The sequence below is a fragment of the Acidovorax sp. FHTAMBA genome (assembly GCF_038958875.1).
GTDB lineage: Bacteria > Pseudomonadota > Gammaproteobacteria > Burkholderiales > Burkholderiaceae_C > Acidovorax.
The window spans coordinates 3,442,268-3,463,782 of the sequence record NZ_CP152407.1; the positions used below are offsets into that span (position 1 = coordinate 3,442,268).

Genomic DNA, 21,515 nt, shown 5'->3' on the forward strand with positions numbered 1-21,515 from the left:
CTAAAGGCATCGGACAAGAGCGTCTGTTGCATGCGGCATACAAGCCAGGAGGCCAGAGCGTTTACCCCTCTGGCGGCGGGCAACCCGGGCCACTACCATTCGCCTCCGTTGCATATAGGCAACGATCACATCACCACAGGCACCTATCTTGCTTGTAGCGATGGCCAGGGGTGCGCACCCTCCGCGTCCCTGGCCCGTGATCACCCGTCGTCAAACAAAATTTGATCAAGAACCTTTTATGAACTCCATGATGAAACACAGCGCCATTGCCGCGCTGGCACTGCTGGGCACGACCGCCGCATTGGCCCAGAGCAGCGTCACGCTGTACGGCCGGATCAATGTGTCCGCCGAACACCAGAAAGAGGGCGACACGTCGGCCACGGCCATGGCCAACAACTCCTCCCGCATCGGCTTCAAGGGCGTGGAAGACCTGGGCGGCGGCATGACGGCAGGCTTCCAGTTCGAAAGCGGCATTGACCCCCGCACCGGCGCGTCGAACGGCTACGCCCGCCAGAGCGAAGTGAACCTCTCGGGTGGCTTCGGCATGGTGCGCCTGGGCAACTTCACGTCCGAGTCGTACTACGCCACGGCGGACTACATCAGCATGCACAACCACGACACCGGTTCGTCGGCCGATGCGCTGTATGCCTACCCCGCGCGCGACACCAGCAAGATCGCCTACCGCACCCCCAGCCTGGGTGGTGCAACGGTTGAGGCTGGCGTGTCCCTGCACGAGCAACCCAGCGGCACCGGTGGAAAGAACAGCCTGGACCTGGCCGCCAACTACGAGATTGGCGCCCTGGGCCTGGGCGCCGGCTATTCCCGGCTGGACGACCAGCGCCAGTTTGCCGTGCGTGCTTCGTACACCACCGGCCCTTTCGTGCTGGGCGCCTACGTGCAGCGCGACAAGAACGTGTTCATCGCCAACGGCGGCAACCGCACCAACCTGCGCCTGGCCGTTGCCTACATGATGGATGCGTCGGAGTTCCACCTGAATGTGGGCCGCGCGGGCAAGTATTCCAACGTGAGCGACAGCGCTGCCACGCAATTCACGCTGGGCTACAACTACAACCTGAGCAAGCGCACCAAGGTCTACGCCCTGTACACCCGCATCAACAACAGCCAGGGCGCAAGCTATGGCGTGGGCACGGCCGGCGACGACTTCAGCTCCGTTGCCCTGGGCGTGCGCCACAACTTCTGATGACCAACCCCAAGCTGCTGCCCTGACTGGTGGGAGGGCAGACACACAGCGAATGACCCCGCGCTCCTCTGGAGTTGCGGGGTTTTTTGTGCCCCCTGCAGGCCGGTGCATGCGTGTCGCGGGCCCGAAGCGCACCAAATCCGGCCCCGCACACAGGCTTTCCGGGCGGCAGATACTCTGCGCCACACCGGCAGGGGAATGCCGCGCTGGATCTCAACCGGGGAGCAAGGGAACATGCAAAAACTCATGTACGCAGCCAGCGCCACCCTGACGTTCTGGGCCCTGACCGCGTCTGCCCAGACCACAGCGCCCGTGGTGCTGGACGACCTGCGCGGCCTGCGCATCGACAAGACCGAAGTCACCATCGCCCAGTTTGCACGCTACGCGCGAGCCACCGGCACCACCACCCGTGCCGAGCGCGAAGGCGGCGGTTTTGAATACGCAGGCGGCTGGCAACGCCGCGCAGGCTGGACCTGGCAGCGCCCAGACGGTGCAGTGCCAGACAGCGACCAGCTGCCCGCCGTGCACCTCACCCACGCCGAGGCCCAGGTCTACTGCCGATGGGCGGGTGGCCGTCTGCCCACCGCCGCCGAGTGGCGCGCCGCCGGTTTCACCGAGCTGCGCAGCCAACCGCCCGCGCCCTGGGTGCGTGGCACCACCTACCCCTGGACAACAGGCCAGAGCCCGCAGGGCGCCAACACCAGCGACCCCGACCCCTGGCCCCGCGCCGCGCCTGTGAACGGCACTGCAGCCGGGGTGAACGGTCTGCACGACATGGGCGCCAATGTGTGGGAATGGGCGGCCGATGCACGCGGCGACGAGCGGCGCACGATGGGTGGGTCCTGGTGGTATCCCGCATCGCAAATGCGCGCGGAGGTGGAGGCCTGGAAGCCTGCGGACTTTTATGCGGTGTACATCGGCTTTCGCTGCGCGTACGACCCGAAGCCTTAGGGCCAAGAGAGGGGATCTTCTCTATGCCCGCAAACCGCACGACCTGCCGTCGCGCCCCTCTTGTGCGAGCTCGAAAAGCTCGTAATCAGGTTCTCATAAAGCAAAAAGGCCCCCGATGCCCATGGCACCGGGGACCTGTGACTGACGCGCTAACTGTCATGACCCAGTTGGTTCACCCTGGATGATGGAAGACACTGCAGGCGTGCGGGCCAGCACGGTTAGAGGTCGGTCAATTCTTTGATGGCACTCGACCGCGATCGCTAACTTGACCCGCTGCCGACCACTCGTACCCAGGATTGCCTGCGGGCGTTGCCCAGACCCAGCCGGGTCAGAGCGCGCCTGACAGCCCACATTAAAGAGAGCCGCCGGGCTTGCCCGGCAGGCCGTTGGTCGGCGGCACCTTGGCTGGTCCGCACGCTTGTGATTGTCATTCAAGCTGTAGGAGAGCCGCAATGGATTTGACCCCGATGCACAAGCGCGTCATTGCGCTGGACGTTCACCAGACCAAGATCACGGCCTGCGCCGTTATCGAACATGACGATGGCCAGGTCGAGGTCACCAAGCGAGACTTCGGCGCCTTCAAACGCGACCGCCGCGCCTTGGCGCAGTGGGCGCTGGAGATTGCCCCTGAGGTCGTGGTGATGGAGAGCACAGGGGTGTATTGGAAGAGCCCGTTTGCGGCGCTGGAGGCGGTGGGCCTGATCGCGTGGGTGGTCAACGCGCGGCATGTCAAGGCCGTGCCCGGTCGCAAGACCGACATGGCCGATGCGCAGTGGCTGGCCACGCTGGCGCGTGCGGGTTTGCTGCGCGCCTCGTTCATCCCGCCGGTGCAGATGCGCCAGCTTCGCCTGGTAGCGCGCCAGCGTCAGAAGCTGGTGGGCATGTGTAGCGCCGAGAAGAACCGGCTGCACAAGGTGCTGGTGGATGCGGGCATCCGCATCAACGTGCTGGTGGCCGACATCCACGGACAGAGCGCGCGTGCCATGGTCAAAGCCCTGATCGCGGGCCAACCCATGCACGAGGTGCTGGACCACAAGGGGCGGCTGCGAGCGAGTCGACAAGAACTGTGCGAGGCCCTGAGCACCGAGCAGTTCAGCGCAGTGCACCGCTTTGTGGCCCAGGAGATCGTGCAGCACATTGAGCAGATCGAGCAGCGCATCGCCCGCATGGACCAGTACCTGCTGCAGGGCCTGCGGCCCTGGCAGCCGCAGCTCAGGCTGCTGCAGACCCTGCCGGGCATCGAAGAGCAGGGTGCGGCCATGCTGCTGGTGGAGATTGGTGCGGACATGAGCGTGTTCGGCAGTGCAGAGCGCCTGGCCAGTTGGGTGGGCATCTGCCCAGGCAACAACGAGAGCGCCGGCAAGCGCAAAACCGGGCGCATCCGCAAGGGCAACGCCTGGGTCAGAAGGCTGCTGTGCGAGTTCGCCCAGGCTGCAGCACGAACGCGCTGCGCACTCAAGGCCAAGTTCGACGCGCTGACCATCCGAAAAGGCCACAAGAAGTCGGTGGTGGCCCTGGCCCACAAGATGCTGCGCACCATCTATGCCATGCTCAGCAACGGCAGTCACTACCAGGACAAGGAAGTCGATTATTAGGCGCTGAACGTTCAGCGCAACGCGCCGCGCTGGATCAAAATGCTGCGCAAGCACGGTTTCATCGCCACGCCCGCTGCCGCCTGAGACTCGATCAGCCCGCTGACCTTGCGGCCCTGGCCAGCCTCAGGTCAGCTGTCGGCACGTCTTGTGGCGGGTGTCTTCCACATTAAGAACCTGTTCAAAAAACGCGATGGTCACACTCACACGTTCATGATCGACACCAGGCGCGTGTTCAGGTGCGCCTCGATGGCCTCGGGGCCACCCTCGGAGCCATAGCCCGAATCCTTCAGGCCGCCAAATGGCAGCTCGGCCGCAGGGGCGGCGGCCTGGTTGATCCAGAGCATGCCCACTTCCAGGCGCTGCGCCAGCAAATGCGCGTTTTTCAGCGACGAGGTGAAGGCATAACCGGCCAGGCCAAACGGCAGGCGGTTGGCTTCGGCAATGGCGTCCTCGATCTTGGTAAAGCCACGCACCGCGGCCACAGGGCCAAAGGGCTCTTCGTTCACGATGCGGGCCGACAGAGGCACGTCGTTCAGCACGGTCGGTTGGAAGAAGTTGCCTTCGGTGCCGATGCGCTCGCCACCCGCCAGCACCTTGGCGCCCTGCTGCACCGCATCGGCCAACAAGTCGGCCATGGCGGTAATGCGGCGCGGGTTGGCCAGCGGGCCCATCTGCGTGCCGGCCGTGAGGCCATCGCCCACCTTCAGGCCCTGGGCGTACTTGGCAAACGCGGCCACGAAGTCGGCGCGGATGCTCTCGTGCACCAGGTAGCGGGTGGGCGAGATGCAGACCTGGCCTGCGTTGCGGAACTTGGCCCCGCTGCCGATCTTGATGGCCAGTTCGAGGTCGGCGTCTTCCGCAATGATGACCGGTGCATGGCCGCCCAGCTCCATCGTCACACGCTTCATGTGCTTGCCAGCCAGCGCGGCCAGTTGCTTGCCCACGGGCGTGGAGCCGGTGAAGGTGACCTTGCGGATGATGGGGTGCGGGATCAGGTAGCTGGAGATTTCAGCGGGGTCGCCATAGACCAGGCCCACGGTGCCTGCGGGCACACCGGCATCGGCAAACGCGCGGATCAGTTCGGCGGGGCTGGCGGGGGTTTCCTCAGGCGCCTTCACCAGAATCGAGCAGCCTGCACCCAGCGCGGCGGCCAGCTTGCGCACCACCTGGTTGATGGGAAAGTTCCAGGGCGTGAACGCGGCCACGGGGCCCACCGGGTCCTTCAGCACCATCTGCGTGGCCTTGAGGTTGCGCGAGGGCACGATGCGGCCATACACGCGCAGCGACTCGTCGGCAAACCATTCGATGATGTCGGCAGACGCCATGGTCTCGACCTTGGCCTCGGCCAGGGGCTTGCCCTGCTCTTGCACCATGATGGCGGCAATGGCGTCGGCACGCTCGCGCATCAGGGCGGCGGCGCGGCGCATGGTCTTGGCGCGCTCGGCGGCAGGCATGTCACGCCAGGCTTCAAAGCCCTTTTGTGCGGCGTCCAGCGCACGGTCCAGATCGACCTTGGTGGCATGGGCCACGCGGCCGATTTCCTTACCCGTGGCGGGGTTGAACACGGCAAGGGTCTTGCCTTCAGCGGCGTCTTGCCACTGGCCTGCGATGAAGAGCTGGGTGTTGGGATAGGTCATGAGCGTTGGTTGATCAGCCAAGGTGGTGAAAAAATCAAAAAAACGACTATACGCCTGCGATGATGGCTGTGTATTTCAAGGAGATTGCATGCGAGAAGTAGTCCAAAGCCTCGAAGAGTCGCGCATCCGCGAAGTGGCCAACGAAGGCCTGGGGCGCAGCGATGTGCTGAAGTTCTGGTTTGGCGAGAGCGACGAGGTGACGCCCGACTTCATCCGCGACGCGGCCATTGCGTCGCTGCAAAAGGGCGAAACCTTTTACGCCCACAACCTGGGCCTGCCCGAACTGCGCCACGCGATTGCGGGCTACATGCACGGCCTGCACCCGCAGCAGCATACCGATGCGTGGTTTGACCGTATCGCAGTGACATCCGGCGGCGTGAACGGCCTGATGGTGGCCGTGCAGGCGCTGGTGGATGCGGGCGACGAAGTGGTGCTGGTGACGCCCGTGTGGCCCAACCTGGTGGCGCAGCCGCGCATTCTGGGTGCGCAGGTGCGCACTGTGCCGCTGGTGGCCGACGTGCACGGCGCGTGGCAGCTGGACATGGATACGCTGCTGGCCGCCATCACGCCCGGCACGCGCCTGCTGGTCGTCAACGCGCCCAACAACCCCACGGGCTGGACGCTGACGCGCGAGGAACAAGCCACCATCCTCGCGCACTGCCGCCGCACCGGCACATGGATTTTGGCGGACGAGGTGTACGAGCGGCTGTACTACGCGGGCGACACGGCCAATGGCGCGGCCCCCAGCTTTCTGGACGTGGCTGAGCCCGAGGACCGGCTGATCGTGACACACAGCTTTTCCAAGAGCTTCCTGATGACCGGCTGGCGCCTTGGGTGGCTGGTGCTGCCGCCATCGCTGACGCATGCCGTCGGCAAGCTGATCGAGTTCAACACCTCGTGCGCGCCGGTGTTTGTGCAGCGCGGGGCCACGGTGGCGCTGCAGCGCACGGATGAGGTAACGCCTGCGCTGGTGGCGCACCTGAAAACCTGCCGCGACACGCTGGTGCCGCTGCTGGCCGATGTGCCGGGGGTGTCTGTGGCCACGCCGCGTGGGGGCATGTATGCGTTCTTCCACATCGACGGGCATGACGAGTGCCTGACGCTGGCCAAGCGGCTGGTGCGGGAGGCCGGGCTGGGGCTGGCGCCAGGCAGTGCGTTTGGAGGTGAGGCGTCAGGCTGGCTGCGGTGGTGTTTTGCGAGCCAGGATGTGGGGAGGCTGGAGGAAGGAGTCGGGAGGTTGCGGGGGTGGTTGAAAGGTTGATGCAGAGCGATTTTTGAACCGCAGATTCAACTACAAAGTGCACCGAATTTCAGTGTAACGGACGAATCTCCAAGCCCATGAACACCTCGTGGGGAGTGCGGTAGTTGAGGCACTTGCGGGGTCGGTGGTTGAGCCGGTAGAGCGCATCGTCAACTTCGTGCTGCGAGACCCGGCGCAGGTTGGTGCACTTGGGGAAGTACTGGCGCAACAGGCCATTGGTGTTCTCGTTGAGCCCACGCTCCCATGAGTGGTAGGGATGCGCGAAGTACACATCCGCCCCCAGACTGGCGGCGATGAATGCATGCTCAGCAAACTCCTTGCCATTGTCGAACGTGATCGTTTCGCACAAGTGTTTGTGAGGTCGCAGCAGTGCGATCACAGCCTCGGTCACCCCTGCGCTGTGGCGCGAGTCCAGTTGCTGCGCCAGTGTGTAGCGGGACTTGCGCTCCACCAAGGTCACCAGTACCCCTTGGTGGCCCTTGCCGACCACGGTGTCACCCTCCCAGTCACCCATGCGGCTGCGTGCGTCAACGATGGCGGGGCGCTGCTCTATGCAGAGCCGATCTTTGAGTGTGCCGCGCCGCTCTTGTCCGCTGCCGTAGCGCTTGCGTCGCACCTTCTGGCAGCGCAGGTGTTTGATCAGCTCACCGCCTTTGCGTTTGTCGTCATAGATGTGCTGGTAGATGCATTCGTGGCTGATGGTCAGCACGCCCTCCAGCCGCAGCCGTCCGCTGACCTGCTCGGGAGAAAGCTCCAGGCGCAGATAGCTGTGCACCTGGCTCCACTGCCGCACATTGAACTGGCGTGCATTGCGCTGTGCCCTTTGGCGGGCACGGGCCCGCTCATGAGCGCGGGCGGGTTTGTAGCCTTGGGCTCCAGCGTTGCGATTGAGCTCGCGGGTGATGGTCGATCGGCTTCGATTGAGCTGTGCGGCTATCACTGCCGGGCTTATGTTTTGACGACGCAGTGCGTGGATTTGGTATCGTTCTTCTCGGGTCAAGTGGGTATAGGTCATGGTGCAACGTTTGGGACTGGCTGGTCACAAAAATGCATCCTATGCACTCTTGGCCCAACTCGGTTTACTTGCGTTGCACTTCGTACTTGAATCCGCCAACTATTTTTGCCGCTAGCACTTGCTGGGCAAGCGCTAGCAGCTATTATTTTTATAGCTTATCTCGCCCCCGCCCGTTCGGCTGCAGCGGCCGTCAGGACGACACCGGGCTGTGCGTGGCTGCAAAAAAATGCCGGAACTGCTCCTGCGCACCCGCCGCAGACTGGCATTCGTGCGGGCCGGTCTGCAGCAAGGCATCGGGCCACTGTGGGTTCTTGGCGAACACATGGCGGGTGACCGGCAGGCCCGCAGCCTCCAGCCGGGCCGCGTAGGCCAGCGCCTCGTCGTGCATGGGGTCGGTGTCGCCCACCAGGATCAGCGTGGGGGGCAGCCCCGCCAGGCGCTGCGCACCGGCGGGCACGGCATAGGGGTGCTCGGCATCGCGCGGGCAACGCAGAAAGTTGCGCCAACCCTCTGTCCACTTGCACCCGGTGGCGTCGCCCGTGGCCTCGCGCACCGAGGCGGTGCCCACGCAGGGGTCCAGCATGGGCGACAGCAGAATCTGCCCGGCCAGCGGGGGGTGCGACTGGTCGCGCGCCATCAGTGCCACGGCCGCTGCCAGGTTGCCGCCGGCCTCCTCGCCCGCCAGGTAAACCGCGGCGCCCTGCCCGCCGAGCCTGGTGCGGTGCTTGTGCACCCACTTGAGCACACCGTAGCCCGTGTCCACCGGCTGCGGAAAGGGCGTGAGCGGATACGCCACCGACACCACCACGGCCCCCGCACCCTCCAGCATCGAGGCCACCGTGCAGCCGATGTCCAGGTTGCCCGACGTGAAGGCACCACCATGAAAGTGCACCACCACCGGGGACGCCTGGCCGGTCTTCTTGCGGCCGTACATGCGCACCGCCACGTCCTGCCCCTGGGCCACCTCAATGGTGGAATCGGTGCAGACAGAAGAAGCCGCCCCGGACGCCCTGGCAGACGCTGCCGCGGGCTGCGATGGCGAAGATGACGACGATGGCCGGTCGGGCTGCATGGCAGATACCCATCAAGTAGGTGGAGCGTCGGTTGACGATGGATGAAATGTAGTGGCTCCTGGCCAGCATATAAACCGGCAAAACACCGCCGCAGTGTTTCCAAACAGCCAACAATCATCGCGCGCCTGGCGTGTGAGAATTCTTCCGAGTTCCAGATTCAAGGAGAAGCCATGGACCAGATACAGGCCATGCGCATATTCGTGCGGGTGGTGGAGGCCGGCACGTTCACCCGGGCGGCCGATTCGCTGAGCCTGCCCAAAGCCACGGTGACGAAACATGTGCAGGCGCTGGAGGAGCGCCTGCGCGTGAAGCTGCTCAACCGCACCACACGCCGCGTGACGGTGACGCCCGATGGCGCGGCCTATTACGACCGCACGGTTCGGCTGCTGACCGACCTGGACGACATCGAGGCCAGCATGACCAACGCCCGGGCCAACCCGCGCGGGCGGCTGCGCGTGGATGTGGGTACCTCGGTGGCACAGCTGCTCATCATTCCGCACCTGGCGGAGTTTCATGCCCGCTATCCGGACATCCAGGTGGACCTGGGCGTCAGTGACCGCATGGTGGATCTGATCGGGGACAACGTGGACTGCGTGATCCGTGGGGGCGAGTTGACCGACCAATCGCTCGTGGCACGCCGCATTGGCAATCTGGATTTCATCACGGTCGCCTCGCCCGACTACCTCCAGCGCAAGGGCACCCCCAGCCATCCGGTCGAGATCGAGGAGAAACACACAAGCGTGATCTACTTTTCTGCGCAAAGCGGCAGACACTATCCGCTGGAGTTCCGCCAGGGCGACGAATCGATCGACATCACCGGCCCCTACCAGTTGAGCGTGAACGAGAGCAATGCCTATGTGACATCCCTCGTCGCAGGCCTTGGCATTGGCCAGATCACCGCCTTTCAGGCCCAGCGGCACTTTGACCAGGGCACCCTGGTGCAACTGCTGCCCGAATGGACCCAGCCGCCCTTGCCCGTGTACGTGGTGTACCCCCCCAACCGGCATCTGAGCGCCAAGGTGCGGGCGTTTGTGGACTGGGCGGCAGAACTCTTCCAGCGTGAAACCGATCTGCGCCAGTCTGCCTGACCCTGCGCTGCCCGGCGGCTTTATGCTTGCGCCCATGAACGCCACCGAGCCCACCCCCACACCCGGTTCATCCGCCACTGAAGCCCAGCCCTCTGCTCCGGGCACCACACCAACCCGGCAGCCCCGCAACCCGCTGCACGGGGTGACGCTGGAGGCCATGGTGGTGGCGCTGGCCGACTACTTTGGCTGGGAAGAGCTGGGGCGGCAGATCCCCATCCGCTGCTTCCAGATCGACCCCAGCGTGGGATCCAGCCTGAAATTTCTGCGCAAGACCCCCTGGGCGCGGGAGAAGGTCGAAAGCCTCTACCTCTTCATGCTGCGCGACCAGCGGCGCAACGCGCAGGACTGAGACCTTCAGCGTCCACCTGCGCGCGCAAGAAGCCCATGCCTCGGGTGTCAGTCGCCCGCGGCCACCAGAAAGTCGCGGCTGATACCGCCCCCCAGGTCGTTCACACGGTCGAGGAACTGCGTGAGAAACGCATGCAGGCCGGTCGCCAGTATTTCGTCAATGCGGCCGTATTGCAGATCGGCCAGCAGGCGCCCGGCCCTGCGCTGCGTTTCGGCAGACTGCTCGTTGGCCAGCACCGCGAGGTTGTCCACCACTTCGCGCAGGCAGGCGTGCAGCGAGCGCGGCATGTCACGGCGCAGAATCAGCAGGTCTGCCACGCGGCCGGGGGTGATCACGTCGCGATACACCTTGCGGTACACCTCGAACGCCGAGACGCTGCGCAGGATGGCGCTCCAGTGATAAAAGTCATTTTCCTGGTGGCGCTCGCTGGCACGTCCGAAAAAGTCGTTCTCGACGGCGTGGAATTTCACATCCAGCAAGCGCGCCGTGTTGTCTGCCCGCTCCAGAAACGTGCCCATGCGCAGAAAGTGGAACGCCTCGTCCTGCAGCATGGTGCCCAACACCACACCCCGCGACAGGTGTGAGCGGTATTTCACCCATTCAAAGAACTGCCCCGCATCGCGCTCGAAAGCACCTGCCTGAAGGTGCCGGTTGAGCTCCAGCCAGGTCTGGTTCTGCGTCTCCCACACTTCAGTCGTGAGCGCGCCCCGCACGGCCCGCGCGTTTTCGCGCGCGGCACGCAGGCACGACAGGATGGAGGAAGGGTTGTCTCCATCACGAACCATGAACTCCAGCACGTTCTGCGGTGTGACCTTGCCGTGCCGGGCGGTGTAGGCAGGAATCAGTTCACTGATGGACAGCAACCCCTCCCAGCTCTCCTGTGCCACAACGGCAGACTGCGGCAACAGCGAGGTTTCGTAGCTCACGTTGAGCATGCGGGCGGTGTTCTCTGCCCTTTCGGTGTATCGAGACATCCAGAACAGATGGTCGGCGGTACGGCTCAGCATACGGCCTCCCTGATCGATGCGGGCAGAGAACCCCGCACGTGCTGCGCACGCATGCGATGTTGTATCGAAACACCGCCTTCGGCGGCGTTTTCTGCCCTTTCGGTGTATCGAGACATCCAGAACAGATGGTCGGCGGTACGGCTCAGCATACGACCTCCCTGATCGATGCGGGCAGAGAACCCCGCACGTGCTGCGCACGCATGCGATGTTGTATCGAAACACCGCCTTCGGCGGCGTTTTCTGCCCTTTCGGTGTATCGAGACATCCAGAACAGATGGTCGGCGGTACGGCTCAGCATCTCAAAACCTCCCTTGCGTTTGCGTCATGCCACCCATGGTCTGCGACTGCGACTGAACCGATGGCCCCGCCGCGTGCTCGCCCAGCACCCAGGTGTCCTTGGTGCCCCCGCCCTGTGACGAGTTGACCACCAGCGATCCCTCCTGCAGCGCCACGCGCGTGAGGCCACCGGCCACCATCTGCACTTCACGACCACTGAGCACGAAAGGCCGCAGGTCGATGTGGCGCGGGGCGATGCCGCTTTCCACAAAGGTGGGGCAGCTGGACAGGCTGAGCGTGGGCTGGGCGATGTAACCCGCCGGGTTGGCCAGCAGCGCGCGGCGGAAGTCCTCGATCTCGGCCTGCGTGGCGGCCGGGCCGATCAGCATGCCGTAGCCACCCGCGCCGTGCACTTCCTTCACGACCAGATCTTTCAGATGGGCCAGCACATGCTGCAGGTCATCCTGCTTGCGGCACATCCAGGTAGGCACGTTCTTGAGGATGGGCTCCTGCCCCAGGTAGAACCGGATCATCTCGGGCACGTAGGGGTACACCGACTTGTCGTCGGCCACGCCGGTGCCCACGGCGTTGCAGATGCCCACGTTGCCGGCGCGGTAGGCCTCCATGAGGCCATGGCACCCCAGCGTGGAGTTGCGGCGAAACACCTGCGGGTCGAGGAAGTCGTCGTCCACGCGGCGGTAGATCACGTCCACCCGCTGCAGGCCCCGCGTGGTGCGCATGTAAACGAACTTGTCCTTGACCACCAGGTCCTGTCCCTCCACCAGCTCCACGCCCATCTGCTGGGCCAGGAAGGCGTGTTCGAAGTAGGCGCTGTTGTGCATGCCGGGCGTGAGCACCACCACCGTGGGCTCGTCGGCCGCTGCGGGCGCGCTGGCGCGCAGGGTCTCGAGCAGCATGTCGGGGTAGTGCGCTACCGGCGCGACCTTGTGCAGGCTGAACAGCTCCGGGAAGAGCCGCATCATCATCTTGCGGTTTTCGAGCATGTAGCTCACGCCGCTGGGCACCCGCAGGTTGTCCTCCAGCACGTAGTACTCGCCTTCGCCCTGCGCATTGGGTGCGCGCACGATGTCGATGCCGGCAATGTGCGCATAGATGTTCTGAGGCACCTGCAGCCCGGCCATCTCGGGCCGGTATTGGGCGTTGTGCAGGATCAGGTCGGCGGGAACGATACCCGCCCGGATGATGTCCTGGCCGTGGTAGACGTCGTGGATGAACCGGTTGAGCGCCGTCACGCGTTGCACCAGCCCCTGCTGCATGCTGCTCCACTCGTGGGCGGGAATGATGCGCGGGATCAGGTCAAACGGTATCAGGCGCTCGTTGCCTGCGCCGCCCTCGTCCTTTGCGCCGTAAACGGCGAAGGTGATGCCCACCCGGCGGAAGATCATCTCGGCCTCGGCCCTGCGGGCCTGCATCGCGTCCTGGGGCTGTTTGCCCAGCCACTGCGCATAGCGCTTGTAGTGGTCGCGCACATCGCTGCCATCAAAGGGCAGCATGGCGTACATCTCATCGAATTTCTGCATGAACCGGCCTCCTGCCCTCAGGATAGCAAGTTGTACGCCCGGCGAACGGAAACGCCGGTGGCTGCGCGGCCGCGCCGGCCGGGTCAATCCACCGTGGGCACCACCCGGTGCTGCCAGTAGCGCCGGCCCGTGTCGCGCTCACACGCTACCACCGCGGGGGATGAAGACGCCCACGTGGCGGCGCCGCAGCGTGCGGATTCCACTACCTCAATGCCGCGCACGCGATAGCGTTGCATCACGTCTTCGGCGGGGTGACCAAAGCGGTTGCGGTAGCCCGCCTGCACCAAAGCCGTGCGTGGCTGGACGGCATCCAGAAATCCCGGCGAAGACGATGTTTTGCTGCCGTGGTGCGGCACGAGCAGAAGATCTGCCTTCAGGTTCGCTCCGCGCTCCAGCAGGGCATGCTCTTGCAGGGTTTCGATGTCGCCCGCGAGCATCGCGGCAGGGGCGTTGCCTCCTGCCGCCACGATGCGCAGCACGCAGCTCAGTGCGTTGGGGCGCAGGGCACGGATACCTTCGTCACCAGGCCGGGGGTGCAGCACTTCAAAAACGACGCCGTCCCACTCCCAGCGCTGGCCCGCAAGACACGGGCGGACAGGCCGCACGGCATGCAGGGCATTCTCTGCGTCGAGCGAGCCCACCAACTGGGCCTGTGGCTGCTGTGCAAGCACCGCTGCGGCCCCTCCCGTGTGATCCGCATCGCGGTGGCTGAGCATGAGGATGTCCACCCGCTCGCCCAGCGAGCGCAGCAGCGGCACCAGCACGCGGTGGCCCGCATCGCTCTCGCGGCTGAAACGCGGCCCCGCGTCGTAGAGCAGGGTGTGGCTGGCCGTGCGCACCAACACGGCGTTGCCTTGGCCGATGTCGGCGGCCAGCACTTCAAACTGCCCGGGCACGGGCCGCACCGGATACCACCCCAGGGCGGGCCACAGCAGCATCAGTGCAGCCACCCGAAGCCCCCAGGGCAGGCGCATTGCCAGCAAGCCGCCCCCGGCTACCGCCAGCAACCCGGCCCAGAACGGCGCCGCCGGCAGGAACACCACGGCCCACGGCCACTGCGCAAGCCATTGCAGCATGGCGGCCAGAGGCTGCAAGCTGAGTGCGGCCAGGCTCCACAACGGCGGCCACAACACCCCGCCCAACGCCAGCGGCGTGACGACCAGCGTCACCCACGGAATCGCCACCAGGTTCGCCCCAAACCCTACAAGAGACACCTGCCCAAACAACAACAGCGACAGCGGCGTGAGTGCGAGCGTGACGACCCACTGCTCCCGCAGTAAGGCATAAAAATGCCTTCCAGCGCTTGACTGATAAGCGCCATAAGCTACTGAATTTGTAGCAAACAACATCCCCACCGCCACAAAGCTCAGCCAGAACCCCGCCTGGCCCAGCGCCCACGGGTCTGCCACCACCACGGCAGCACACGCCAAAAGCCACACCTGCGGCCAGGGCCACCGGTTTCCGCTGAGCTGCAGCAGTGCCACGGTGGCCAGCATGATCACCGTGCGCTGTGCAGGCACACCCCAACCACTGAACAGCGCGTAGGCAGTGGCCAGCACCACACCAGCGGCCAGCGCTGCGGACGGCGCGGGCACTGCCAGGCACAACCGCGTGGAGCGCCGCCACAACGCGCGCACCACCAGCGCTGCCAACCAGGCAAACAGGGTGATATGCAAGCCCGAAATGCTCATCAGGTGCGCGACGCCCGTGGCACGAAACACATCCCAGTCGGCACGGTCGATGGCCCGCTGATCGCCGGTCACCAGCGCTGCCACCACGCCCGCCAGGCGCGTGCGCGCAGGGTCCGCATCCTCCGCACCGTGCACCAGGCGCTCGCGGATCGCATCGCGCACGGCCTGGCGGGCCCTTTCCACAGGGTGCCGCCAGGTTGCCGCCATCCACGCGGGCGGTTTATCCCGCGGCCCCGCTCGCACGTAGCCCGTGGCCTGCACGCCCTGCTCCCACATCCAGAGTTCAGCGTCAAAACCGTGCGGGTTTCGCAGCCCGTGCGGGGCCTTGAGGCGCACTGTCATCGCCCAGCGCTCCCCCGCAATCAGTGCCGGCGCTGGGCGTTGCAGGTCCACCACCCCCGCAGCATCGCGAAAGGCACCCCCATACCACGCCACCTCGATGCGTGGGGGCAGCTGCACCGGTGTGCCATAGAGGTGCGCAGACTCGACGTTGATGCGGATGCGGGAGCCGGCCTCATTGCTCTGCGGCATGGTCGCGACCACGCCGGTCACCCGGATGTCCCGCCCCTCCAGCGCAGGTGCGAGCCCCTGCTCGGCAAACGCCACCGCGCGCAGGCCGCACACCGCGAACATGGCGAGGGCGGCCGCACCCAGGGTGAGCGCCGTGGTCGCCGCGGGTCGCCATCGCAGGCGGGTGCTGGCCCACCGCACACCCCAGCCCAGCAGACAGGCCCCCACCAGACACATGCCATACACCGCACCTGCCCACAGCCAGGGCTGCTGCAGCTGGAGGGCCGCCCCCAGCACCAGGCCCATCAGGCACGCCGGCACCCGCCAGGCCGCGGCGGCGGTGTGCCCCGCAGCGCGCCCGCCGACCACGCCCCGGCCCATGCACCCCGAATCAGGGACGGCGGCATTAGGCGTGCTTATGGTGGGCATGGGGTGATGCTAATGCGGCGCCAGCAGCCGCCGGGCTGGATTCTGCGAACCGGGCTGTGTAACACTTCCGGCCACCCGCGCAGTGTTGGCCCGTCGGGCCCGGCCCAGCCCCGCCAACGGCTGCACTCCCGCATCTCTCACGTCACACCAAGGAAGACCATGAGCGTTTACGACAAACTGAAAGAACTCAACATCACACTGCCCCCCGTGTCGGTGCCTGCGGCGGCCTATGTGCCCTACGTGCAGACGGGCAACCTGGTGTTCCTCTCCGGCCACATCGCCCGCAAGGATGGCAAGCCCTGGGCGGCGCAGTTTGGCCGCGACATCGGCACCGAGGAAGGCAAGCAGGCGGCGCGCGCGGTGGCCATCGACCTGATGGGCACACTGCAGGCGGCCTGCGGCGGTGATCTGAACCGCGTCAAGCGCATCGTCAAGGTCATGAGCCTGGTGAACTCCACGGGCGACTTCACCGAGCAGCACCTGGTGACCAACGGCGCCAGCGAACTCCTCGGCCAGGTTTTTGGCGAGAAAGGCGTGCACGCCCGCAGCGCCTTCGGTGTGGCACAGATTCCGATGGGCGCCTGCGTTGAAATCGAGCTGATCGCAGAACTGGCCTGACCGCCATCCTGCCCACCAGGCAAAAACCCATGGCAGAAATGCCATGGGTTTTTTTTACGGCTGGCGGCGGGCCTGCAGGGTCAGAAAGACTCCCAGTCGTCCTCCGACGCAGCGGTGGCTGCAGCCTTGCGGCTGGCTTGGGCGGGCAGTGCAGCGGGTTTGCCGGATGGAGCAGTACTCGCCCCAGCCACACGGGGCATCGTTGTGGGAGATGCGGGAGCTGCGGGGCTGCTCTTTGCCGCACCCTGCGCGCTACGGGCGGTGTCCGCAGTGGGCATGTTGGGGCGCAGGGCCGCCGTGGCGCGCGCCGCACCCATGGCGGCCTGCGCGGGGCCATAGCTCGCAGCGTTCACCTTGAACATCGAAACTTCGCGTGCCAGGTGGTCGGCCTGCTCGCGCAGGCTCTGGGCCGCAGCCGCGCTTTCTTCCACCAATGCGGCGTTCTGCTGGGTCATCTGGTCGAGGTTGCTGATGGCTTTGTTGACCTGGGAGACCCCCGCGCTCTGCTCGGACGATGCCGCCGTGATCTCGCCGATCATGTCCGTCACGCGCTGCACCGACTGCACGATATCCGTCATGGTGGTGCCCGCGTCAGTGACCAGGCGCGAGCCGGTCTCCACCTTTTCCACCGACGCGCTGATGAGTTGCTTGATCTCCTTGGCGGCGTCTGCACTGCGCTGGGCCAGGCTGCGCACCTCGCTGGCCACCACGGCAAATCCCCGGCCCTGCTCACCGGCGCGCGCGGCTTCCACCGCCGCGTTCAAGGCCAGGATATTCGTCTGGAACGCAATGCCGTCGATCACACCGATGATGTCCGCAATCTTCTTGCTACTGTGGTTGATGTCCTCCATGGTGGCCACCACCTGGGTCACCACCTCGCCGCCCCGGCGCGCCACCCCCGTGGCGCCCGCCGCCAGGCTGCTGGCCTGCTGGGCGCTGCCCGCGCTCTGCTGGATGGTGCTGGTGAACTCCTCCATCGCAGCCGCCGTCTCCTGCAGGTTGCTGGACGTCTGCTCGGTGCGGGCCGACAGGTCGTGGTTGCCCGTGGCAATCTCGGCGCTGGCGATGGCGATGCTGTCGGTGCTCTGGCGCACCTGGTGCACCATGCGGCCGAGGGCATTGGTCATGGCGTAAAGCGACCTCAGAAGGTCACCAAACTCATCGCCGCGCGTCACGGTCTCCTGCATGCTCAGATCACCTCCCGCAATGCGCTCGGCAAGCCCGCTGGCCTGCTCCAGGGGACGCTGGATGCTGCCAATCAGGTAATGGGCTCCCACAATGATCGCCAGCAGCAGCAGGCCCACCGCCACTGCAGCAATCTTGACGGTCAGCATGCGCTCGGCCGCCATGGCTTTCTGGGTGTCTTCGGCGTTCTTTTGCTGCTGCTGCACGAAATCGCGCAGGGTGGTGATGTAGGCCACCACCGAAGGGTTGTACTTCTGGTTGATCAGCGTCACCGCCTGGTCCTGCTGGCCGTCGCTCTTGAGCTTGCGCGCTTCGCCGCGCAGGTCGATCATGGTCTTGCGTGCCGCCGCGATCCTGGCCATCTGCGCCTTGTCGGCGTCGGAGAGTGCCATGGATTCCAGCGACTTCTGCACCTCGCTGATCTGGGCCGACGTGGCGGCAATCACGTCCTTGAATTCCGCCTCCACGGCCGGGTCACTGCTGACAATGAGCGCCTGGGTGCGCGCCGCATTCGTCTCCGTGAGCCCTGACCAGCGCAATGCGGCCTGCACGCGCGATTCCATTTCCTTGGCGACAGCGTCAGCCTGGACCTGGACCTTGGCAGAGCGGTACGCCGCAAAACCCACCACAGCCACCAGCATGACCACGATCAGAATCACCGCCGCCCACAGCTTGTGGGCAATCCGGAGTTGGTTAAGCATGAAGGCCTCCTGCGGTGTTGTGCTTGTATGCAAATGTTGCGCGTTTTTTCACAATTGCACAAATCGCCGTGCACCGCACGAGGGTGATCCCCAGCATGGCGGGCTCTGCAGCACCCACACTTGCACGCTACCTGCACGTCCGTGCATCACTGCAAAAAGGCAGTGCGCCGCAGCAGCCCGTTGCGCTGCGGCGATGGGTCTCGGCAGCGGACTTATTCCACCCGCGTCACCGCGTTGGGCTTGAAGCCCAGGTCCGCGGCCTTGCCCTTGCGGCCTCGCGCGGCGCGGGCATTGTTCAGGCTGCGGATCTCCAGCGTCTCATCGCGCTGCTTGCCGCCCCGGCCGATGCCATCCAGGCGAATGCTGCGCGTGTAGGCCGCAGCGCCGGCCAGCGTGTCCTTGTCTTCCAGGTCGATCAGCATCAGCCCCCGGCCGCCGTTGGCCATGGTTTTGAGCTCGGTGATCTCGAACGTGAGGATGCGCCCGCCCGTGGAGGCGCAGGCCACGTGCGTGGCAGGCAGCACCGGCTTGCTGCCCGTGCTGCCTGCGGCGTGTGACGGCACGCACACGGTTTCGCCCTCGCCCAGCGTGAGGAAGGCCTTGCCGCCCTTCTGGCGCGAGACCATGTTCTCGACCGCCGCCAGAAAGCCGTACCCGCCCGAGTTGGACAACAGCAGCGTGGCGTTGGCAGGACCCGCAAAGTAGTGCAGCAGTTGAGTGCCCGATTCCAGTTCGATCAGCGTGGTCACCGGCTGGCCGTCACCACGCGCGCCGGGCAACAGCGACACCGCCACCGAGTACACGCGGCCATTGCTGCCAAAGGCCAGCAAGGTATCTACCGTGCGGCATTCGAACGTGCCATAAAGCCCGTCCCCTGCCTTGAAGGCGAAGCTGGCGGCCTCGTGGCCATGGCCCGTGCGGGCGCGCACCCAGCCTTTTTGCGAGACGATCACCGTGACGGGCTCGTCCACCACCTTCACCTCGGCCACGGCCTTCTTCTCGGCCTGGATCAGCGTGCGGCGCGCGTCGGCAAAGATCTTGGCGTCGGCCTCGATCTCCTTGACCATGGTGCGGCGCAGCGAGCCGGGGTTGTTCAAAATGTCTTCGAGCTTGCCCTGGCTTTCGCGCAGTTCTTTCAGTTCCTGCTCGATCTTGATGGCTTCGAGCCGCGCGAGCTGGCGCAGGCGGATTTCTAGAATGTCTTCGGCCTGCCGGTCGCTGAGGTTAAAACGCGCAATCAGCGCCGCCTTGGGCTCGTCGGCCTGACGGATGATGGCGATCACCTCGTCGATGTTAAGCAGCACGGTCTGCCGCCCTTCCAGGATGTGGATGCGGTCCAGCACCTTGTCCAGCCGGTGCTGGCTGCGGCGGGTGATGGTGGTCTGGCGGAAGGCGATCCACTCCTCCAGCATCTGGCGCAGCGACTTCTGCACGGGCTTGCCGTCCAGACCCACCATGGTGAGGTTGATGGGCGCCGAGGTCTCCAGGCTGGTGTGCGCCAGCAGCGCGGTAATCAGCTCCTGCTGCGGGGTCTTGCCCGTCTTGGGCTCGAACACCAGGCGCACGGGGGCATCTTTGCTCGACTCGTCACGCACCACGTCAAGCACCGCCAGCATGCTGGCCTTCAGTTGCGTCTGGTCCTGGCTCAGTGCCTTTTTGCCCGCCTTCACCTTGGGGTTGGTGATTTCTTCAATCTCTTCGAGCACGCGCTGCGTGCTCACGCCGGGCGGCAGTTCGTTGACGACCAGCTGCCATTGGCCACGCGCAAGGTCCTCGATCTTCCAGCGTGCGCGCACCTTGAGGCTGCCGCGGCCCGTGCGGTAGGCGTCGGCAATGTCCCCAGGGGTGCTGATGATCTGTCCGCCGCCGGGGTAGTCCGGCCCGGGCACGATGGCCAGCAGATCCTCGGCGCTGAGCGAAGGCGTCTTGATGAGCGCAATGCAGGCGTCGGCAATCTCGCGCAGGTTGTGGCTGGGGATTTCGGTGGCCAGGCCCACCGCAATGCCACTGGCTCCGTTGAGCAGCGCAAACGGCAGGCGCGCAGGCAGCTGGCGCGGCTCGGTGGTGGAGCCGTCGTAGTTGGGCATGAAATCAACCGTGCCCTCGTCGATCTCATCCAGGAGCAGGCTGGTGATGCGCGACAGGCGCGCTTCGGTGTAGCGCATGGCGGCAGCGCCGTCGCCATCACGGCTGCCGAAGTTGCCCTGGCCGTCGATCAGTGGGTAGCGCTGGGCAAAGTCCTGCGCCATGCGCACCAGCGCGTCGTAGGCCGACTGGTCGCCGTGGGGATGGAAGCGGCCCAGCACATCGCCCACCACGCGGGCGCTCTTGACCGGCTTGGCGGCCGTATTGCGCGTGGGGCCGCTGTAGCCGAGGCCCATGCGGTCCATCGAATACAGAATGCGCCGCTGCACGGGCTTGAGGCCGTCGCACACATCGGGCAGCGCACGGCCCTTGACGACCGAAAGCGCGTATTCAAGGTAGGCGCGCTGGGCGTAGCCCGCCAGGCCCAGGGAGTCGCCCCCGTCGTCGCCTGCGGTGGTGAAATCGAGAGTGGGTTGGTCGCTCATTCGTTGGATACAGGTTCTGCTTGATTCACGTTCTGTGGGCCGTTTGGTGTCTGCGCCACGCGGGTGGGCGGCAGGTTGCCCCGGTTCTGCGCGCCGCCCGAAAGCTCCATGCGAACGCGGCCGGGCGCTGCGCGCTGGGCCAGCACGGGCGCTGGCGGCTTGAGCTGGGTGTACAGACCCATCACGGTGCGCACGTAGTTCTGCGTTTCTTTGTATGCGGGTATCTGGTTGCCCGCGCGCTGCACGGCGCCTTCACCCGCGTTGTAGGCGGCAAGCGCCAGGTCGATGCGACCGGGAAACAGGTCCAGCAGGTAGCGCAGGTAGCGCGTGCCGGTAGGCACGTTCACCGCCGGGTCAGCCAGCTTTTGCTCCACGGTGCGCTTGGCATCGGCCCGCACACCAAACCGGCTGGCCGTGCTCGGCATTACCTGCATCAGGCCGACGGCACCCTTGGGCGACACCGCAGCGGCGTCAAAGCCAGATTCGGTGGCAATTACGGCCTGCAGCAGCTCGTAGTCCACGCCGTGTTGGCCAGAGGCTGCGCGCAGGTGGTGCTTTACGCGCTTGTAGTCTGGTGCGATGTCAAAAAATGCCAGCAAGCGCGCACCATTGGCAGGCAACGCGTAGGGCATGGCGGGCGCTTGCTCTGGAGCATCGCGGGTGGAGTCAAAGTCGGTGCCGCGAAAGAACAGCTGGTAGCGGGAATCCAGCTGCTCGGCCGCAAAGTGCGTCACGCCGCGCTCGTCCACATGCGCCCACAGGTCTGCATGGGCCGAATGCTGCATTAAACATAGCAACAAACCCAATACAGACAAGC

Annotated in this window: 15 protein-coding genes and 1 pseudogene; 7 read left to right on the plus strand and 9 right to left on the minus strand. The window is 65.5% G+C overall.

What is annotated here, in order from left to right; all coding sequences use genetic code 11:
- Positions 1–247 precede the first annotated feature (247 nt).
- The 3 genes and pseudogenes from AAFF19_RS16120 (at position 248) to AAFF19_RS16130 (ending at position 3,831) form a co-directional block, all read left to right on the plus strand.
- Entirely contained in the window at positions 248–1,201 is a 954-nt protein-coding gene (locus AAFF19_RS16120; RefSeq protein WP_342721866.1) for a porin, read from the plus strand.
- A gap of 234 nt (positions 1,202–1,435) precedes the next feature.
- On the plus strand, positions 1,436–2,152 hold the full coding sequence (locus tag AAFF19_RS16125) for an SUMF1/EgtB/PvdO family nonheme iron enzyme (protein ID WP_342720553.1): 717 nt from the start codon (positions 1,436–1,438) through the stop codon (positions 2,150–2,152).
- Between the two features lie 452 nt (positions 2,153–2,604).
- Positions 2,605–3,831 (plus strand): annotated as a pseudogene (locus AAFF19_RS16130) (IS110 family transposase).
- A 116-nt stretch (positions 3,832–3,947) separates the two neighbouring features.
- Here the strand turns inward: AAFF19_RS16130 and AAFF19_RS16135 are convergent.
- Positions 3,948–5,384 (minus strand): NAD-dependent succinate-semialdehyde dehydrogenase, encoded by a 1,437-nt coding sequence (locus AAFF19_RS16135; RefSeq protein WP_342720554.1) that lies wholly within the window; start codon positions 5,382–5,384, stop codon positions 3,948–3,950.
- Positions 5,385–5,472: 88 nt separating this feature from the next.
- On the opposite strand from AAFF19_RS16135, the gene AAFF19_RS16140 reads away from it, so the two are divergent.
- Positions 5,473–6,645 carry a pyridoxal phosphate-dependent aminotransferase gene (locus tag AAFF19_RS16140; protein ID WP_342720555.1) on the plus strand — a complete coding sequence of 391 codons (1,173 nt, stop codon included), beginning with the start codon at positions 5,473–5,475 and terminating at the stop codon, positions 6,643–6,645.
- 49 nt (positions 6,646–6,694) lie between these two features.
- Here the strand turns inward: AAFF19_RS16140 and AAFF19_RS16145 are convergent, their stop codons facing one another.
- Together AAFF19_RS16145 and AAFF19_RS16150 are read right to left on the minus strand one after the other, a co-directional pair.
- The gene (locus tag AAFF19_RS16145; RefSeq protein WP_342720556.1) at positions 6,695–7,660 is read right to left on the minus strand and encodes an IS30 family transposase; all 966 of its coding nucleotides are present in this window, start codon (positions 7,658–7,660) and stop codon (positions 6,695–6,697) included.
- Positions 7,661–7,850: 190 nt separating this feature from the next.
- A complete protein-coding gene (locus AAFF19_RS16150; protein ID WP_342720557.1) occupies positions 7,851–8,732 on the minus strand; it encodes an alpha/beta hydrolase in 882 nt (293 codons plus the stop codon).
- Positions 8,733–8,903: 171 nt separating this feature from the next.
- Here AAFF19_RS16150 and AAFF19_RS16155 point away from each other — a divergent pair, with 171 nt between their 5' ends.
- Positions 8,904–9,821 carry a LysR family transcriptional regulator gene (locus AAFF19_RS16155; protein ID WP_008905996.1) on the plus strand — a complete coding sequence of 306 codons (918 nt, stop codon included), beginning with the start codon at positions 8,904–8,906 and terminating at the stop codon, positions 9,819–9,821.
- Between the two features lie 34 nt (positions 9,822–9,855).
- Positions 9,856–10,170, plus strand: coding sequence for a VF530 family protein (locus AAFF19_RS16160; protein ID WP_342720558.1), 315 nt, complete (start codon positions 9,856–9,858; stop codon positions 10,168–10,170).
- Between the two features lie 47 nt (positions 10,171–10,217).
- On the opposite strand, the gene AAFF19_RS16165 is transcribed toward AAFF19_RS16160, so the two are convergent.
- The 3 genes from AAFF19_RS16165 to AAFF19_RS16175 form a co-directional block, all read right to left on the minus strand.
- Positions 10,218–11,177, minus strand: coding sequence for an alpha-E domain-containing protein (locus AAFF19_RS16165; protein ID WP_008905998.1), 960 nt, complete (start codon positions 11,175–11,177; stop codon positions 10,218–10,220).
- A gap of 299 nt (positions 11,178–11,476) precedes the next feature.
- Entirely contained in the window at positions 11,477–12,994 is a 1,518-nt protein-coding gene (locus AAFF19_RS16170) for a circularly permuted type 2 ATP-grasp protein (protein WP_182119789.1), read from the minus strand.
- Positions 12,995–13,077: 83 nt separating this feature from the next.
- Positions 13,078–15,576: a DNA internalization-related competence protein ComEC/Rec2 gene (locus tag AAFF19_RS16175; RefSeq protein WP_342721867.1), complete on the minus strand. Its 2,499-nt coding sequence runs from the start codon at positions 15,574–15,576 to the stop codon at positions 13,078–13,080.
- Between the two features lie 207 nt (positions 15,577–15,783).
- Between AAFF19_RS16175 and AAFF19_RS16180 the strand changes: the two genes are divergently transcribed.
- The gene (locus AAFF19_RS16180) at positions 15,784–16,242 is read left to right on the plus strand and encodes a RidA family protein (RefSeq protein WP_008906002.1); all 459 of its coding nucleotides are present in this window, start codon (positions 15,784–15,786) and stop codon (positions 16,240–16,242) included.
- Positions 16,243–16,322: 80 nt separating this feature from the next.
- On the opposite strand, the gene AAFF19_RS16185 is transcribed toward AAFF19_RS16180, so the two are convergent.
- From AAFF19_RS16185 to AAFF19_RS16195, 3 genes are all read right to left on the minus strand, one after another.
- A complete protein-coding gene (locus AAFF19_RS16185) occupies positions 16,323–18,128 on the minus strand; it encodes a methyl-accepting chemotaxis protein (RefSeq protein ID WP_342720559.1) in 1,806 nt (601 codons plus the stop codon).
- Positions 18,129–18,340: 212 nt separating this feature from the next.
- Positions 18,341–20,698, minus strand: coding sequence for a DNA topoisomerase IV subunit A (parC, locus tag AAFF19_RS16190; protein ID WP_182119791.1), 2,358 nt, complete (start codon positions 20,696–20,698; stop codon positions 18,341–18,343).
- Positions 20,695–21,483, minus strand: a complete 789-nt coding sequence (locus tag AAFF19_RS16195; RefSeq protein WP_008906005.1) for a lytic transglycosylase domain-containing protein — start codon at positions 21,481–21,483, stop codon at positions 20,695–20,697. The genes parC and AAFF19_RS16195 overlap by 4 nt, the downstream gene beginning before the upstream one ends.
- Positions 21,484–21,515: the final 32 nt, after the last annotated feature.